The organism is Domibacillus robiginosus (assembly GCF_000966195.1).
Classification (GTDB): Bacteria; Bacillota; Bacilli; order Bacillales; family Domibacillaceae; genus Domibacillus; species Domibacillus robiginosus.
This window is the reverse complement of record NZ_LAHL01000012.1, coordinates 283226-297936: the sequence shown is the minus strand read 5'-3', so window position 1 is coordinate 297936 and position 14711 is coordinate 283226. Positions and strand designations below refer to the sequence as shown.

14 protein-coding genes are annotated in these 14711 nt (G+C 41.8%); 10 read left to right on the top strand and 4 right to left on the bottom strand.

What is annotated here, in order from left to right:
- Positions 1–40: 40 nt before the first annotated feature.
- The gene (locus VP97_RS09850) at positions 41–649 is read left to right on the top strand and encodes a CPBP family intramembrane glutamic endopeptidase (RefSeq protein WP_050181605.1); all 609 of its coding nucleotides are present in this window, start codon (positions 41–43) and stop codon (positions 647–649) included.
- A gap of 508 nt (positions 650–1157) precedes the next feature.
- Positions 1158–3287: an ATP-dependent Clp protease ATP-binding subunit gene (locus VP97_RS09845; protein ID WP_050181604.1), complete on the top strand. Its 2130-nt coding sequence runs from the start codon at positions 1158–1160 to the stop codon at positions 3285–3287.
- A 38-nt stretch (positions 3288–3325) separates the two neighbouring features.
- Here the strand turns inward: VP97_RS09845 and VP97_RS09840 are convergent, their stop codons facing one another.
- On the bottom strand, positions 3326–3505 hold the full coding sequence (locus VP97_RS09840; protein ID WP_050181603.1) for a YkvS family protein: 180 nt from the start codon (positions 3503–3505) through the stop codon (positions 3326–3328).
- Positions 3506–3676: 171 nt separating this feature from the next.
- Between VP97_RS09840 and VP97_RS09835 the strand changes: the two genes are divergently transcribed.
- Positions 3677–3871, top strand: a complete 195-nt coding sequence (locus VP97_RS09835; RefSeq protein WP_050181602.1) for a hypothetical protein — start codon at positions 3677–3679, stop codon at positions 3869–3871.
- A 12-nt stretch (positions 3872–3883) separates the two neighbouring features.
- Positions 3884–4618 carry an SDR family oxidoreductase gene (locus tag VP97_RS09830; protein ID WP_050181601.1) on the top strand — a complete coding sequence of 245 codons (735 nt, stop codon included), beginning with the start codon at positions 3884–3886 and terminating at the stop codon, positions 4616–4618.
- Here the strand turns inward: VP97_RS09830 and VP97_RS09825 are convergent.
- The gene (locus VP97_RS09825; RefSeq protein ID WP_050181600.1) at positions 4615–4995 is read right to left on the bottom strand and encodes a PilZ domain-containing protein; all 381 of its coding nucleotides are present in this window, start codon (positions 4993–4995) and stop codon (positions 4615–4617) included. The two genes, VP97_RS09830 and VP97_RS09825, sit on opposite strands and share 4 nt — an antisense overlap.
- Before the next feature lie 142 nt (positions 4996–5137).
- On the opposite strand from VP97_RS09825, the gene VP97_RS09820 reads away from it, so the two are divergent.
- The gene (locus VP97_RS09820) at positions 5138–5404 is read left to right on the top strand and encodes a phosphocarrier protein HPr (RefSeq protein WP_050181599.1); all 267 of its coding nucleotides are present in this window, start codon (positions 5138–5140) and stop codon (positions 5402–5404) included.
- A complete protein-coding gene (gene ptsP / locus VP97_RS09815) occupies positions 5404–7125 on the top strand; it encodes a phosphoenolpyruvate--protein phosphotransferase (RefSeq protein WP_050181598.1) in 1722 nt (573 codons plus the stop codon). The genes VP97_RS09820 and ptsP overlap by 1 nt, the downstream gene beginning before the upstream one ends.
- Positions 7126–7274: 149 nt before the next feature.
- Here ptsP and VP97_RS09810 read toward each other — a convergent pair whose 3' ends face one another.
- Positions 7275–8426, bottom strand: coding sequence for an aminotransferase A (locus VP97_RS09810; RefSeq protein WP_050181597.1), 1152 nt, complete (start codon positions 8424–8426; stop codon positions 7275–7277).
- A gap of 143 nt (positions 8427–8569) precedes the next feature.
- Here VP97_RS09810 and VP97_RS09805 point away from each other — a divergent pair, with 143 nt between their 5' ends.
- Positions 8570–9472 carry a chemotaxis protein gene (locus VP97_RS09805; protein ID WP_050181596.1) on the top strand — a complete coding sequence of 301 codons (903 nt, stop codon included), beginning with the start codon at positions 8570–8572 and terminating at the stop codon, positions 9470–9472.
- Positions 9473–9512: 40 nt separating this feature from the next.
- Here VP97_RS09805 and VP97_RS09800 read toward each other — a convergent pair whose 3' ends face one another.
- Positions 9513–9995 carry a YkyB family protein gene (locus tag VP97_RS09800; protein WP_050181595.1) on the bottom strand — a complete coding sequence of 161 codons (483 nt, stop codon included), beginning with the start codon at positions 9993–9995 and terminating at the stop codon, positions 9513–9515.
- Between the two features lie 106 nt (positions 9996–10101).
- Between VP97_RS09800 and VP97_RS09795 the strand changes: the two genes are divergently transcribed.
- The 3 genes from VP97_RS09795 (at position 10102) to fadH (ending at position 14605) form a co-directional block, all read left to right on the top strand.
- Positions 10102–11634 carry a Ppx/GppA phosphatase family protein gene (locus tag VP97_RS09795; RefSeq protein ID WP_082220308.1) on the top strand — a complete coding sequence of 511 codons (1533 nt, stop codon included), beginning with the start codon at positions 10102–10104 and terminating at the stop codon, positions 11632–11634.
- Between the two features lie 14 nt (positions 11635–11648).
- Positions 11649–13748: an RNA degradosome polyphosphate kinase gene (locus VP97_RS09790; protein ID WP_050181593.1), complete on the top strand. Its 2100-nt coding sequence runs from the start codon at positions 11649–11651 to the stop codon at positions 13746–13748.
- A gap of 92 nt (positions 13749–13840) precedes the next feature.
- Positions 13841–14605, top strand: coding sequence for a 2,4-dienoyl-CoA reductase (gene fadH / locus VP97_RS09785; protein WP_050181592.1), 765 nt, complete (start codon positions 13841–13843; stop codon positions 14603–14605).
- Positions 14606–14711: the final 106 nt, after the last annotated feature.

The window sequence follows — 14711 nt, the reverse complement described above, 5'->3', positions numbered from 1 at the left end:
ATGGTAAAATAACTCGGATTAATGAAAGGAGCCCTATGAAATGGCATTATGGAAAGACTGGCGCTTTATTCTTGGAGTGGCAGCGGCATATGTTCTTTTATATGTAACTTTTTTGGATAAAGATATTTTTTGGTACATTTACACAGCTGCAACTTTGTTTTTTATTAGTATTTCTATTATAAGCGAACCGATTGACGATCAACAGAATACGAATCGCTTTATGCTTTACGGCATCGTTTCAGGTGTTGTTTTATATGTATTGTTTGCAGCCGGCTATGCACTGTTAAAGCTGCTGCCTTTATCGGCAGAGGAGCATGTTACTTCTATTTATGCGCTTTTTAGTCCGATATTTATCTGGCATTATATTGTTCTTGTGCTGATTATGATTCCTGGAGAAGAACTGTTTTTTCGAGGCTTTATTCAAAAGCGCCTGACTCGATATGTAAACAAGTGGATTGCAATGGTGATTGCAGCAATGTTTTACGCTTCTGTTTTTGTTTTTTCTGGTGAATGGCTCTGGATGGCAGCAGCTTTTTGCGGCGGACTTTTCTGGGGAAGCTTATATATATGGCGCAAAAGCATTCCAATGCTGATTATCTCTCATTTAATCTTTGATTTGCTTTTTGTTGTTTTTTTACCGCTTGCATAAAGTGCCTTTTTGGCACTTTATTTTTTTTTTGAAAAAACACTTGAAAGTCAAAAAAGGTCAAAGTATAATGGATTCATGGTCAAAAATGGTCAAAGTTAAATGTAAATACCAATCGTGAATCCTTTTTGATAAACTTGCAGGCCCATTCACTAAGGAAGCAGCTTTCTTTTTAGAAGACAAGCTCCCTTTTGTTCCTGGTACGCTCACTTAAACTGGTTCTCTTTATGTGCATAAGGTTGAGCAGAAAAGTTGAAAGTCAAAAAAGGTCAGTTTATAATAGGCTTATGGTCAAAGATGGTCAAAATAAAAACAAGAAGTTTTTTAACCTTTTAAACAAATGTGCAATGAAGAGCAAAAGCAGAAAAGGGATATGTTTCTTCTATGTAAATTGAGCTTTATTTTGTTTAGCAATTTATGGCGAGCAAAAAAGTTGAAGGTCAGAAAAGGTCAAATTATAATAAAAGGATAGTCAAATATAGTCAAATTCAAAACGAAGGGGATGACGTGGATGAAATGTCAGAAATGCCAGCAGCAGCGTGCGAATGTGCAAATGAGTGTCCGTGTCAATGGTCAATCGGCACAGTATCATTTGTGTGATGCATGCTTTCAAAAAGAAAAACAAACTATGGGAGGAATGAACATGAATTTTGGATCATTCGGTTTTCCATTTGATGAATTTATGAAAGGAATGCAGCCGCAGCAGGCGATGAAACAGCAAGGAATGCCGGCTCAGGCAGGACGCGGAGGCGGAGGTATTCTTGATCAATACGGGCGTAACGTCTCATCACTTGCAAAAGCCGGACTCATTGACCCGGTGATCGGCCGCGACAAAGAAGTGGCACGGGTGATTGAGATTTTAAATAGAAGAAATAAAAACAACCCTGTTCTAATTGGAGAGCCTGGTGTTGGTAAAACGGCGATTGCAGAAGGGCTTGCTCTTTACATTGCAGAAGGACGAGTGCCGGCAAAGCTTGCGGGCAAAGAAGTGTATGTACTGGACGTTGCTTCTCTCGTTGCCGGTACAGGTGTGCGCGGGCAATTTGAAGAACGAATAAAACAAGTAATAGAAGAAGTAAAGACGCGAAAAAATATTCTTCTTTTTATTGATGAAATTCATCAGCTGGTTGGCGCAGGATCGGCAGAAGGATCTATGGATGCCGGCAATATCTTAAAGCCTGCTTTAGCTCGTGGTGAAATGCAGCTGATTGGCGCAACAACATTAAAAGAATATCGTCAAATTGAAAAAGATGCAGCGCTTGAACGCCGTTTTCAGCCGGTACAAGTCGCTGAACCAAATGTGGAAGAAACAGTTCATATCTTAAAAGGATTGCAAAAGCATTATGAAGACTTCCACCAGGTCACTTACACGGATGAAGCGATTCAGGCGTGCGCTGCCCTGTCGCACCGTTATATCCAAGACCGTTTTCTGCCTGATAAAGCAATCGACCTTTTAGATGAAGCGGGCTCTAAGTTAAACTTGACGATTGACCCGGCTGATACGGCTTCTATTCAAGAACAGCTTTCACAGGCAGCAAAGCGTAAAGAAGAAGCACTGCAGAAGGAAGCTTATGAAGAAGCAGCAAAATGGCGTGATGAAGAAGCTGCGCTGGAACAAAAACTGGCTCAAGGCGGTACAGTGGCCGAGGCACCAGTTGTCACAGCAGAAGCCATTCAATCATTAATTGCAAGCAAAACAGGCATTCCAGTTGGTAAACTTCATCAGGATGAGCAGCTTCAAATGAAACATCTTGAAGAAAACCTTGCCGGCAAAGTGATCGGCCAAAAAAGAGCCGTTCAAAAAGTAGCGAAAGCGATTCGGCGCAGCCGCGCGGGCTTAAAAGCGAAAAACCGCCCAATTGGTTCCTTCCTGTTTGTCGGGCCAACAGGAGTTGGTAAAACAGAATTAACAAAAACGCTGGCGGAAGAGTTATTCGGCTCTAAAGAAGCACTTATCCGTCTGGACATGAGTGAGTTTATGGAAAAACATAGCGTATCTAAACTGATTGGTTCTCCTCCGGGATATGTGGGCTTTGAAGAAGCTGGACAATTAACAGAGAAAGTGCGCCGCAATCCGTACAGCATTATTTTACTCGACGAAATTGAAAAAGCGCATCCTGATGTTCAGCATATGTTCCTGCAGATTATGGAAGATGGAAGATTAACAGACAGCCAGGGACGGACAGTCAGCTTCAAAGAGTGCGTGATTATTATGACAAGCAACGCTGGTGTCGGCAGAAAAAATATAACAGTCGGCTTTGACAAGCAGGCTCAAACATCCAATGGTTCAATTCTTGAATCATTGTCTGATTTCTTCAAGCCGGAATTTTTGAATCGATTCGACGCGATTATCGAATTTGAAGGGCTTGGCAAAGAAGAATTGATTCAGATTGTTGATTTAATGGTAAATGATTTAAACGAAATGCTTGCGGAACAGCAAATGAAAATCCATGTGGACGCAGCAGTAAAAGAAAAGCTGGCTGCAATCGGCTTTAACCCTCAATTCGGGGCACGGCCGCTTCGCCGGGCTATTCAAGAGCATATTGAAGATGAAATTGCTGACTTTATGCTCGATCATCCAGATGCAGCACACTTGAAAGCAATAGTCGAAAACGACCACATTAGCATTCAAGCAGTGTAAACAAACAAAAGAGCGGATTCTAGAATCCGCTCTTTTTTTCATGCATAGACGATGATATAATTTTTATGGTTAACGACTGTTTTTTCTTCTAATTCGCGCTCATCGAAATCTTCCATTATTGTCAAATCAACAATGACGGAGTTTTCATTTACTTTTTCGACGATCCCGCGCAGGCCGTCTCTAAATTCAATAATGTTGCCGACTTCTGCTTTAGTCATCTGTTTCGCTCCTTTTCGACAATTGACGATACCATTTTCTCTTGTTTTCTTTTATAATGAAAACATTAGCGAAAGGTATTAAAATAAATTTTGCCTTATTTTTTGAAAATAGTAAAGGATTTTACATGATGTTGTGTTAATTTTTTGACTATTTTAATAGGAGGTGGAGGCATGACTGTAGAAGAAGCTGCGGAATATCTTGAAAGCCTTCGCAATGGAACAACAGCACGTGTATTTGTTGAACGAAATGATTTTCTTTCGTTTCGGCAGGTGCTTATTCAACAGGCTGACTTTAAACATTTTCGAGGCACTGCCAAACATGGTGGCCATACTGAATATGAATATATGAAAACACCTCGAAGCTAAAGGAGTGGAAGCATGTTCAAGAACAAAACCGTCATCGTAACAGGTGGGGCAAATGGGATTGGCAGAGCAACAGCCTATGCTTTCGCTGCAAAAGGTGCCAACACTATTATTGTAGATATAAAAGAGGAAGGCCGGACAATTGTTCAGGAATGGACGCAATCCGGGTATAATGCGGCGTTTTATTGTGCGGATGTAGGAAACACAGAAGAAATGGCAGATTTGTTTGCGCAGATTAATCAGGAATACGGCAGCATCGACATCCTAATTAACAATGCAGGAGTTTCTTCTTTTGGCTCTATCTGGGACATAAATAAAACAGACTGGGACAAAATGATGACCACCAACGCAGCGAGCGTCCTATTTTGTTCCCGCGAAGCTGCCCGCTATATGAAAAGCGGCAGTGCTATTGTAAATATGTGCTCAACTCGGCAAAACATGTCGGAGCCCCATACAGAACTGTATGCAGCATCAAAAGGAGCCATTTATTCGTTGACTCATGCGCTTTCCATAACACTGGGTGAGAAGGGAATACGGGTAAACAGCATCAGCCCTGGCTGGATTGAAACAGGTGACTACACGAATCTGCGGCCGGAAGATCACACCCAGCATCCAGCAGGCCGGGTCGGCAGGCCGGAGGATGTAGCAAAGGCCTGTTTATATCTTACCGACCCGGAAAATACTTTCGTAACCGGAGAAAATTTGGTTATTGACGGTGGAATGACGCGCAAAATGATTTATGCTCATTAACGCTTCGACTTTTTCAATTGCTCTTTCGTGTACTTTTTAAGCGAGTCAATAATCTGGTTTTTCAATGCTTCGTTTCCATCGTTTTGAACACCGTAGTGATAAACAGTGCCAGCGTACCGCTGCCGAATGATTTTTCCTGGAAAAGAAATATGCGTACCTGCAAGCTGAAAGGTGAAAATAAGAAGCTGGCCGGCTGCTGGATCAATAGCTTCTTTTGAAGCCGCTTTTAATCCGGTGGGACTGAGATCAAGGATAAAAGCATCAAACGATTGTACTTTTTTTCTTTCGTCTGGACCGATGAACTCGAATACTTCGCAAACCGCTGGAATCGATTCGGAAAAAGCATAGCGAAACGCTTCTTGTCTTTTATAATACATGCAAAAAACTCCTTGTCTTGTCTATATTTGTCTATTTTAAAAGATAAAGACAGCAGCAGCAACTTGAAAAAACTCGATCGTTGAGAGAAATGAAATTTAATGCTATTCTCTATGAAGAAAACGTATGAAGGAGAGACAACCCATGTCGAAAAAAACTTTCACAGTAACAGCAGACACAGGCATTCATGCACGTCCTGCAACGCTGCTTGTTCAAACAGCGAGCAAATACTCAAGTGATATAAATCTTGAATTTAACAACAAAAAAGTAAATTTAAAATCCATTATGGGTGTAATGTCACTTGGCATCGGCAAAGGTGCCCAAATTGCGATTTCAGCAGAAGGCAATGATGAAGAAGCAGCACTCCAAGCACTTGAAACACTACTCCAAAACGAAGGGCTGGCAAACTAATGGCAGCGATACTAAAAGGAATTGGCGCATCAGACGGAATTTCATTTGCAAAAGCTTACCGCTTAATGGAACCAGACTTGACAGTTGAGAAAAAAGATGTGGCAGATGCTGCAGCAGAAGCGGAGCGTTTTCGCGCAGCACTGAAAAAATCAGAAGCAGAGCTTGAAGTGATCAAAGAAAAAGCACGCAAAGATTTAGGGGACGACAAAGCCGCTATTTTCGAAGCTCACCTGCTTGTGTTAAACGATCCGGAACTTACTGGACCAATTGAAGATAAAATTAAATCTGAATCTGTAAATGCAGAATATGCACTTCAAGAAACAGCCAATATGTTCATCGGCATGTTTGAAGCGATGGATAATGAATACATGAAAGAGCGTGCGGCAGACATTAAAGACGTAACAAAACGTGTGTTAGCAGCGCTTCTTGGTGTAGAGCTTCCAGCGCCTGCTTTGATTGCAGAAGAAGTAGTGGTCGTAGCGGAGGATTTAACGCCTTCTATGACAGCTCAGCTAAACCGTGAATTTGTAAAAGGATTTACGACGGATATCGGCGGACGCACATCCCACTCTGCAATCATGGCGCGTTCATTGGAAATCCCAGCGGTTGTTGGAACGAAAAATGCAACAGCGGATATTCAAAACGGTGATTTAATTATCATTGATGGTCTTCAAGGGGAAGTGCATATTAACCCGACAGAAGAAGTGGCAGCAGAATACAAAAAACGCGCAGAAGCATATGCACAGCAAAAAGCGGAATGGGCAAAGCTTGTAAATGAAGAAACTGTTACAGCTGATGGCCGCCATGTTGAGCTTGCCGCAAACATCGGTACACCTGCAGATCTTGAAGGGGTAAAAGCAAACGGCGGAGAAGGTGTTGGCCTTTACCGGACAGAATTTTTATACATGGGCCGCGACAACCTGCCTACAGAAGAAGAGCAGTTTGAATCCTATAAAGCGGTTTTAGAAGGTATGGAAGGCAAGCCTGTTGTTGTACGCACATTGGATATTGGCGGCGATAAAGAGCTTCCATATTTAAATCTGCCGCATGAAATGAACCCATTCCTTGGCTTCCGTGCGATCCGTCTTTGCCTGGAAGAGCAGGACATTTTCCGCACGCAGCTTCGTGCCCTGCTTCGTGCAAGCGTTCATGGCAACTTAAAAATTATGTTCCCGATGATTGCAACAGTCAATGAATTCCGTCAGGCGAAAGCGGTTCTGTTAGAAGAGCGTGCAAAGCTTGAAGCAGAAGGCGTAAGTGTTGCAGAAAACATCGAGCTTGGCATCATGGTAGAAATTCCATCAACAGCTGTTATTGCTGATTTGTTCGCAAAAGAAGTAGACTTTTTCTCAATCGGCACAAACGACTTGATTCAATATACAATGGCGGCAGACCGTATGAATGAACGCGTATCATATCTGTACCAGCCATACAATCCGTCTATCCTGCGCCTTGTGAAAATGGTGATTGAAGCGGCGCATAAAGAAGGTAAATGGGCTGGCATGTGTGGCGAAATGGCCGGAGACGAAACAGCTATTCCATTACTTTTAGGTCTGGGCCTTGATGAGTTCTCAATGAGTGCCACATCTATTCTAAAAGCGCGTGCACAAATGAAGCATTTATCAAAAGCAGACATGGAAGAGCTGGCAGCAAAAGCGGTCCAAATGTCAACAGCTGAAGAAGTTGTAGAGCTTGTAAATGCGATTAAAAAAAATTCATAAAAAAGGTGTAAAAAGAGAAAAAGCGGGAATAATACTAGCGTAACCAGTTTTTCATTCTCCATTTCTCTCACTTTTTGCCCGGGCGAACGCTGCCCGGGCCTTTTTTGTGAAAAAAAGCAGAAGCTGCATCACAGCTTCTGCTTTCTCTATTAAAGTGTGTTTAAAAATTGCCCGATCCGCCGCAGTCCTTCTTCAATTTCCTCAATACTGCACGCATAAGATAATCGGAACCAGCCTTCTCCCGCATCAGAGAAAGCACTGCCGGGTACAACCGCTACTTTATATTTTTGAGCTAGAGTTAAACAAAAGTCAAAAGAAGAGCCGATATAAGAAGCAGGCAATTTAACAAAAAAGTAAAAGGCTCCATCAGGCTTAACTGTTTCCAAGCCGAGCTCCTGCAGTTTCTCGAAAGTTAGATCCCGGCGCTTTTGATATGCACTGCGCATAGGGAGTGCATCATCTATTCCATCCGTCAGGGCGGCGACCGCTGCTTTTTGTGAAACAGAAGAAGCGCAAGAAACGTTGTACTGATGCACCTTGAGAATATGCTGAGCGATGATTTCAGGAGCGAACAGGAGTCCAATTCGCCAGCCAGTCATTGCGTGTGATTTGGACAAGCCATTTACGACAATGGTTTGTTCCGGCAAAAAAGAGGCAATGGAAACGTGAGGCTGCTCGTACACGATTTCACTGTAAATTTCGTCCGCCAAAATAAAAACCTCATGTTTTTTCGCAAGCGCTGCAATATCTTTAAGTTCCTGCTCAGTTAAGCTTACGCCGGTAGGATTCGACGGATACGGTAGCACAATGACTTTTGTTTTTGACGTTATGTATGGTTGAATACGATCTGCTGTCATACGGAAGTGATTATCTGTTACGTTAACCATTACGGTTTTGGCGCCGCACAAATGAATAATGGGTTCATAGCCCGGATAAACGGGGCCTGGCAGAATGACCTCATCACCCGGTTCAAGGGCAGCCCGCAGTGCAATATCAATCGCCTGACTGGCGCCTACCGTTACAATTACTTCTGTGTCTGCTTGGTAAGAAACGCCATACTTTTTCTGATAAAAGTGTGCGGCAGCTTCTTTCAGCTCCGCCAGCCCGCTGTTGGGTGTATACACGGTTGCATTTTCCTGAATAGCCCGAATCCCAGCTTCTTTTACATGTTCAGGCGTATGAAAATCCGGCTGACCAATCGTAAGAGAGATCATGCCCTCTTGTGTGCCGACCAGGTTGAAAAATTTCCTAATTCCAGAAATTTCAATATCTTTTACGCGTGTGTTTAATCTATGTTCCATTTGTAAACCACCTTTTTTCTTATCTAATGTTATTATAATGTAAATTTTTTAAATGAATATTAAAGAATTATAAACTTTTCAAACATCGACAATCTTTTTATTCGTGATATAGTAAAATAAAAAAGTAAGGGGACTTATGACTTATGACAAATGATTATGGAATTTTACTTGAATCTGGTACCAATGAACTTGAAATTGTAGAGTTTGAGGTTCAGGGCAATAAATACGGTATTAATGTCATGAAAGTAAAAGAAATTATCCAGCCAATGCCTATTACCTTTATCCCGCATGCGCATTCCCATATTGAAGGGATCATTCAATTACGCGGTGAGGTACTGCCGGTTATTGACATGGCAAAAGTGCTTGGTTTGCAGCCGTCTCAAAATGATCATAACGATAAATACATTGTAACGGAATTTAACCAGCAAAAAGTTGTTTTTCACGTTCAAAATGTAACACGTATTCATCGTATTTCCTGGAACGATATTGAAAAGCCGTCTGAAATGTACCAGGGAGGCGACAATCAAATTATTGGCGTCATTAAAATTAATGAAACAATGATTTTACTGATTGATTTTGAAAAAATTGTTGTCGATATTAACCCTCACTCGGGTATTCACGTTGATCAAATTCGAAGCTTGGGCAAGCGTGAACGCTCTGAAAAACAAATTATCGTAGCAGAAGATTCACCGCTGCTCCGCAAGCTGCTTCATGATACATTGGTGGAAGCTGGTTATGACCGGATTGATTTCTTCGAAAACGGACAGCTTGCTTTCGACTATTTAGAATCTACAGTTGAGCAGGAAAATACATTTCAGAAAGTGCAGCTGCTGGTTACAGATATTGAGATGCCGCAAATGGACGGTCATCATTTAACAAGACGGATAAAAGATCATCCGGTTTTGAAAAAACTTCCAGTGGTTATTTTCTCGTCTTTAATTACCGATGAGCTTCGTCACAAGGGCACAGGTGTAGGCGCTGATGCACAGGTGAGCAAACCAGAAATTGCCCGCCTTGTTCAGTGTATTGATGAACTTGCCCTATAAAAGAAAGGACGCTTGCTTGTCAGCGGCGTCCTTTTCCTTCTTAGTATGATTGGCCGAGCGGTTTAAATATAGGCTTTGTGTACTTTTTCTGTCCGGGCGGCTTTGACTGTTTTTCTTTCATGCCGGTATACGCTTCTAAAATATTTTTCGCTCTAGACAGCCCCATTGAACAGCGGGGATTGCGTATTTGTTCGCTTAATCGTCCCAGATGTGGCAGTAAAGTAAAGTCTTCTTTGCATGGCGGCATATGAAACGTATACTCGCCGCATGAAACAAGCACATCAGACTGCTGTCGGCTGTTTTTAGGATTTCGGGAAAAATGAAGGCCTTTTTTTTCTGCTTTGCCTTCCTTGATCATCTTCAGGAGGGCGCATTTTTTCAGCGCATATAGATATTTCGGGTTTGTAGCCGTTTTTGCATGGCGGTTAACCGTGAAAATGGCTTTGGCGAGGGTCTCTTCAGATGAAGGTTCGGTGAAGGGTTCAGATTTTTTGCTCAATGTAGTGACTCCTTTCGTGCTCATTTTCTCTCATTATATACTGTTTAACCGTGATTTGGAAGCATTCCTCATGGTTTGCATGGTATATTAAAGGGAAAAATGAATAAAAAAGAAAGCGGGAATTACTGTGATGCAAAACAAAACAGGTATTATCGACATCGGATCAAATACAGTCCGTCTGGTTTTATATAAAGAACAAGGATCAGCCATAGAGGAATTTCGAAATGTAAAAGCTCCTCTTAGATTGCGGCGCTTTTTAAATGAAAAAAGTGAGATGAGTGATGAAGGGGTACGGCTGCTGCTTGAAGCATTGCGCAACTTTAAAGAAGTGCTCAATTACTACGGAGTAACCGAGGTGGAATGTACTGCGACTGCAGCGGTAAGGCAAGCATCGAACCGGGAAGCGATTATTCAAAAGGTGAAAGAGGAAACAGGTTTTCACATTCGTCTGTTATCAGGAGAAGAAGAAGCTTCTTATGGACTGTCTGCTGTACTGAAAACGATGCCGGCTGATCATGGATTGACGATCGATATTGGCGGGGGCAGTACGGAAATTACGCTTTTTAAAAACAGAAAATTGGTACATTTTTTCAGCTTTCCTTTTGGAGTTGTTTCACTTAAAGAACAGTTTATCTCAGATGACCGGATAAAGCCGAAAGAGCAAAAGAAAATGGCTGAATTTATTCGACAGGAGCTTGAAAAGTTTGATTGGCTTGATGAAGCACCAGGCGGCATGATTACAGCCATTGGGGGCAGCGCGCGGAATTTAGCCAATGTCCAGCAGTTAAAAGAAAGTTATCCACCACTTGGTGTTCACGGGTATGAATTATCGACAGAAGCACTGGAACAGCTGCGCACGGAGCTTTCTCCTCTTTCGTACAGTGAATTTGAAAAAGTCGATGGTCTTTCAAACGAGCGTGCTGATTTGATTTTACCGGCTATTGAAGTGTTTTATCAGCTGACTATACATACAAAAGCAAAGGGGATGTTTGTCAGCTCAAGAGGACTCCGGGATGGAATCATGCTGGAGCGGGCAAAAAACGGTACGTGGGACACTGCAGAGGATGTAAAACAAAACGGCGTAAAGCGGCTGCTGACTGTTTATGGCCATGATGAAAATCATCATTATCAGATGATGAAGCTCACGAAAAATATGCTTCGCGGCTTTGAGCAGGAACAGGTTCTGAAGGTAACCGACAGAGAGCGCTTTTTGATTGAACAAGCAGCAGCCCTGTTTTACCTTGGTGAGTACATTTCATCAAGCTCAAAAAGCCGTCATACTTTTTATCTGCTGCTCAATTCCATGTTTGATGGTTTTACCCATTGGGAAAAAGCATACATTTCCTTGATCGCTTCATTTACAAATAACTCGACACTCAAGCAGTATCTGGAACAATTTGACGGCTGGTTTTCAAAAGATGAAATTCAAAAGATGCGTGAGTATGGTGCACTGCTTAAGCTTTGTTTTAGTTTAAACAGTTCAAAGCGAAGCATTGTCAGCGATTTAAGCATTAAAAGAAAACATGATCACATTGTCATTACGGTTTATTGCGAGGGCAGCGAGCTTGCTGAGCGCTACCAAAGCGATAAACAAAAGCGCCATTTAGAAAAGGCCTTGCAGACGGCGATTAAGATAGAATTTAAACAAATAAAAGAAAACTGAAACGAGGGAGTCCGATGAGCATGCAGACAGCAATTGATTTAGCGAATCCGAGATATTACAATAATCGAGAATTAAGCTGGCTTAACTTTAACAAACGTGTGTTGGAGGAATCATCGGATTTAAATAATCCTCTGCTCGAACGTATGAAATTTTTGGCCATCTTCAGCTCTAACTTAGATGAATTTTTTATGGTAAGGGTAGCTGGCTTAAAGGATCAAGTGAAAGCAGGCTTTAATAAGCCGGAAAACAAAGCGGGACTGACACCGAAGCAGCAGCTGAATCGAATCAGCATTAAAGCACATGAGCTGGTAGATACCCAAAACAGAGTATTACGGGAAGAAATTCTTCCAGCGCTTGAAGAAGAAGGTTTCTCCTTAAAAAAGCCGGCGGATTTGGACCACGAGCAGCAGCAATTTTTGCTTGATTATTTTGACAACGAAGTGTTTCCCGTCCTGACACCAATGGCGATTGATGCTTATCGTCCTTTTCCTATGCTGTTGAACAAATCTCTTAATCTTGTTGTAATGCTTGAAAATGACGAGCCAGAGGCGGAAAGGGATCGTGTAGCGATTGTCCAGGTACCAGGAGTGCTCGACCGTACAATTGAAGTGCCATCGGAGGAAGGCGGCACATTCGTTTTACTAGAGGATGTATTGGAATATTTTATTGACCGTATCTTCCAGGGATATGTAGTGAAAAATGTGAATACATTTCGGATCACACGAAATGCAGATATGGAAATTCATGAAGAAGGCGCCCGTGATTTACTTCTTGAAATTGAAAAAGAATTGAAAAAACGAAAATGGGGAGCGGCGGTCCGGCTTGAAATTAAATCGCAGGATTTAGATCAGGATGTACTGGATTATTTGCTGGAAGAGCTTGAAATTCATTTTAAAGATGTGTACGAAATTGATGGACCGATCGATTTGACTTTTTTATTTCCTTTTACGAAAAAGCTAAGTACTCTACGTGAAGGGCTCACCTATGAAACTTTTATTCCTCAGCTGCCGCTTGATTTGTCTTCGCGGGAAGATATTTTTGAAAAGGCGCTGCAGCAGGATGTGCTTTTTTACCATCCATACGAGTCCTTTGAGCCTGTCGTTGATTTTATTTCACAGGCAGCGGACGATCCACTTGTTTTAGCCATTAAAATGACTCTTTATCGGGTAAGCGGCGACTCACCTATTATTGAGTCACTTAAGCGTGCAGCGGAAAAAGGAAAACAAGTGACCGTTCTCGTCGAGTTAAAAGCGCGGTTTGATGAAGAAAATAACGTTCAGTGGGCAAAGGAACTGGAAAAAGCAGGATGTCATGTTATATATGGGATGCACAATTTAAAAACACACAGTAAAATCACGCTTGTAGTCCGGAAGCGGGCAGGTCAGATTGAACGGTTTGTTCATCTTGGAACGGGTAATTACAACGATGCCACAGCAAAGCTTTATACCGACCATGGGTTAATTACCTCTAAAAAAGAGTTTGGTGTAGATGCAACTAATTTTTTTAATTATTTAAGCGGCTATATGGACAAACCAAAATACAATCATTTAGTTGTGGCTCCATTTGATATTCAAGATGCTTTTATTAAATTAATTGATCAGGAAATTGATATCCATAAAAAGTATGGAAATGGACGAATTATTGCAAAGATGAATTCCTTGACTGACAAACGACTGATTATGAAATTATATGAAGCATCTAACGCAGGTGTTCAAATTGACTGTATTATCCGTGGTATTTGCTGCATGCGTCCGGGAATTCCAGGGGTAAGTGAAAACATTCGGGTAATCAGTATCGTCGGCCGTTTTCTAGAGCACAGCCGCATTTATTATTTCCATCATAATGGTGAGCGTCATATTTACCTTTCATCAGCTGATATGATGACACGTAATATGATTAAGCGGGTTGAAATTTTATTTCCTATTTTAGACGCCTCCTTAAAAAACAGGCTGACTGATTTTCTTTCTCTGCAGTTATCAGATAATGCAAAAGCACGTTATCAGGATAATGAAGGAAATTACCATTACGTAGCTCACGAAAAAGAAGATGTTTATATTGACAGTCAGCTTCAATGTTTACAGACTGTTTATCAAATACAGGAAGACGAAGAATAATTGTGAGAGGAGATCCGTATATATTGCGGATTTCTTTTTTCATAATAAAGAAATGAATGAATAGTCATTCAATATTTAAAGGGGAGGTACGTATGACAAGACAAACAGTGATTATCACAGGTGGATCGAGTGGGATGGGAAAATATATGGCTCAGTGTTTTTTCGATAAAGGGGCCAATGTCATGATTTGCGGACGTGATGAAGCAAAGTTAAGAGCGGCTCAACAGGAGATCAGCGGAGAAAACAGCCGGTTCTTAACTTTTGCTATGGATGTACGCCAGCCTGAAGAAGCTGTTAAATTGATCGAAAAGGCACATTTTGCATTTGGTTCAATCGATGTATTCATTAACAATGCAGCTGGAAATTTCATTTGTCCAGCGGAACAGCTGACACCGAATGGATGGAAGTCCGTTATTGATATCGTATTAAATGGAACATTTTACTGTTCACAGGCTATAGGAAACTACTGGATCAAACAAAAAAGAAGCGGCTTAATCATTAACATAGCAGCCACTTATGCATGGAATGCAGGAGCGGGTGTTGTGCATTCAGCCGCTGCTAAAGCAGGTGTACTCTCTCTTACCCGTACTCTCGCCGTGGAGTGGGGCCATCAATATGGAATACGAGTGAACGCGATTGCTCCTGGCCCAATTGAGCGGACAGGAGGGGCAGAAAAACTGTGGGAGTCACCGGAAGCAGCTAAACGGACAGTCGACAGTGTGCCGCTGGGACGGCTTGGCACGCCCGAGGAGATTGCCTCTCTTGCTGTTTTTTTAGCTTCTAAAGAAGCTTCCTATATAAATGGAGAGTGTATTACAATAGACGGCGGCCAATGGCTGAACCGATTTCCTTTTTAAAGCAGCGATAACCGCTGTTTTTTTTTTTTTTTTTTTGAAATCGCTTCCTTATTCGTTGACAACATGTATATACAAGTGATAAAGTTTTATTTAGATGTATATACAA

What these genes read in the sequence shown, in the direction of transcription:
- VP97_RS09800 (WP_050181595.1), bottom strand. Translation starts at nt 9,995, where the DNA reads ATGAGCACGAAAGGAGTCACTACATTGAGCAAAAAATCTGAACCCTTC.
- VP97_RS09850 (WP_050181605.1), top strand. Translation starts at nt 41, where the DNA reads ATGGCATTATGGAAAGACTGGCGCTTTATTCTTGGAGTGGCAGCGGCA.
- ptsP (WP_050181598.1), top strand. Translation starts at nt 5,404, where the DNA reads ATGGCAGCGATACTAAAAGGAATTGGCGCATCAGACGGAATTTCATTT.
- fadH (WP_050181592.1), top strand. Translation starts at nt 13,841, where the DNA reads ATGACAAGACAAACAGTGATTATCACAGGTGGATCGAGTGGGATGGGA.
- VP97_RS09805 (WP_050181596.1), top strand. Translation starts at nt 8,570, where the DNA reads ATGACAAATGATTATGGAATTTTACTTGAATCTGGTACCAATGAACTT.
- VP97_RS09845 (WP_050181604.1), top strand. Translation starts at nt 1,158, where the DNA reads ATGAAATGTCAGAAATGCCAGCAGCAGCGTGCGAATGTGCAAATGAGT.
- VP97_RS09795 (WP_082220308.1), top strand. Translation starts at nt 10,102, where the DNA reads ATGCAAAACAAAACAGGTATTATCGACATCGGATCAAATACAGTCCGT.
- VP97_RS09825 (WP_050181600.1), bottom strand. Translation starts at nt 4,995, where the DNA reads ATGTATTATAAAAGACAAGAAGCGTTTCGCTATGCTTTTTCCGAATCG.
- VP97_RS09820 (WP_050181599.1), top strand. Translation starts at nt 5,138, where the DNA reads ATGTCGAAAAAAACTTTCACAGTAACAGCAGACACAGGCATTCATGCA.
- VP97_RS09840 (WP_050181603.1), bottom strand. Translation starts at nt 3,505, where the DNA reads ATGACTAAAGCAGAAGTCGGCAACATTATTGAATTTAGAGACGGCCTG.
- VP97_RS09830 (WP_050181601.1), top strand. Translation starts at nt 3,884, where the DNA reads ATGTTCAAGAACAAAACCGTCATCGTAACAGGTGGGGCAAATGGGATT.
- VP97_RS09835 (WP_050181602.1), top strand. Translation starts at nt 3,677, where the DNA reads ATGACTGTAGAAGAAGCTGCGGAATATCTTGAAAGCCTTCGCAATGGA.
- VP97_RS09810 (WP_050181597.1), bottom strand. Translation starts at nt 8,426, where the DNA reads ATGGAACATAGATTAAACACACGCGTAAAAGATATTGAAATTTCTGGA.
- VP97_RS09790 (WP_050181593.1), top strand. Translation starts at nt 11,649, where the DNA reads ATGAGCATGCAGACAGCAATTGATTTAGCGAATCCGAGATATTACAAT.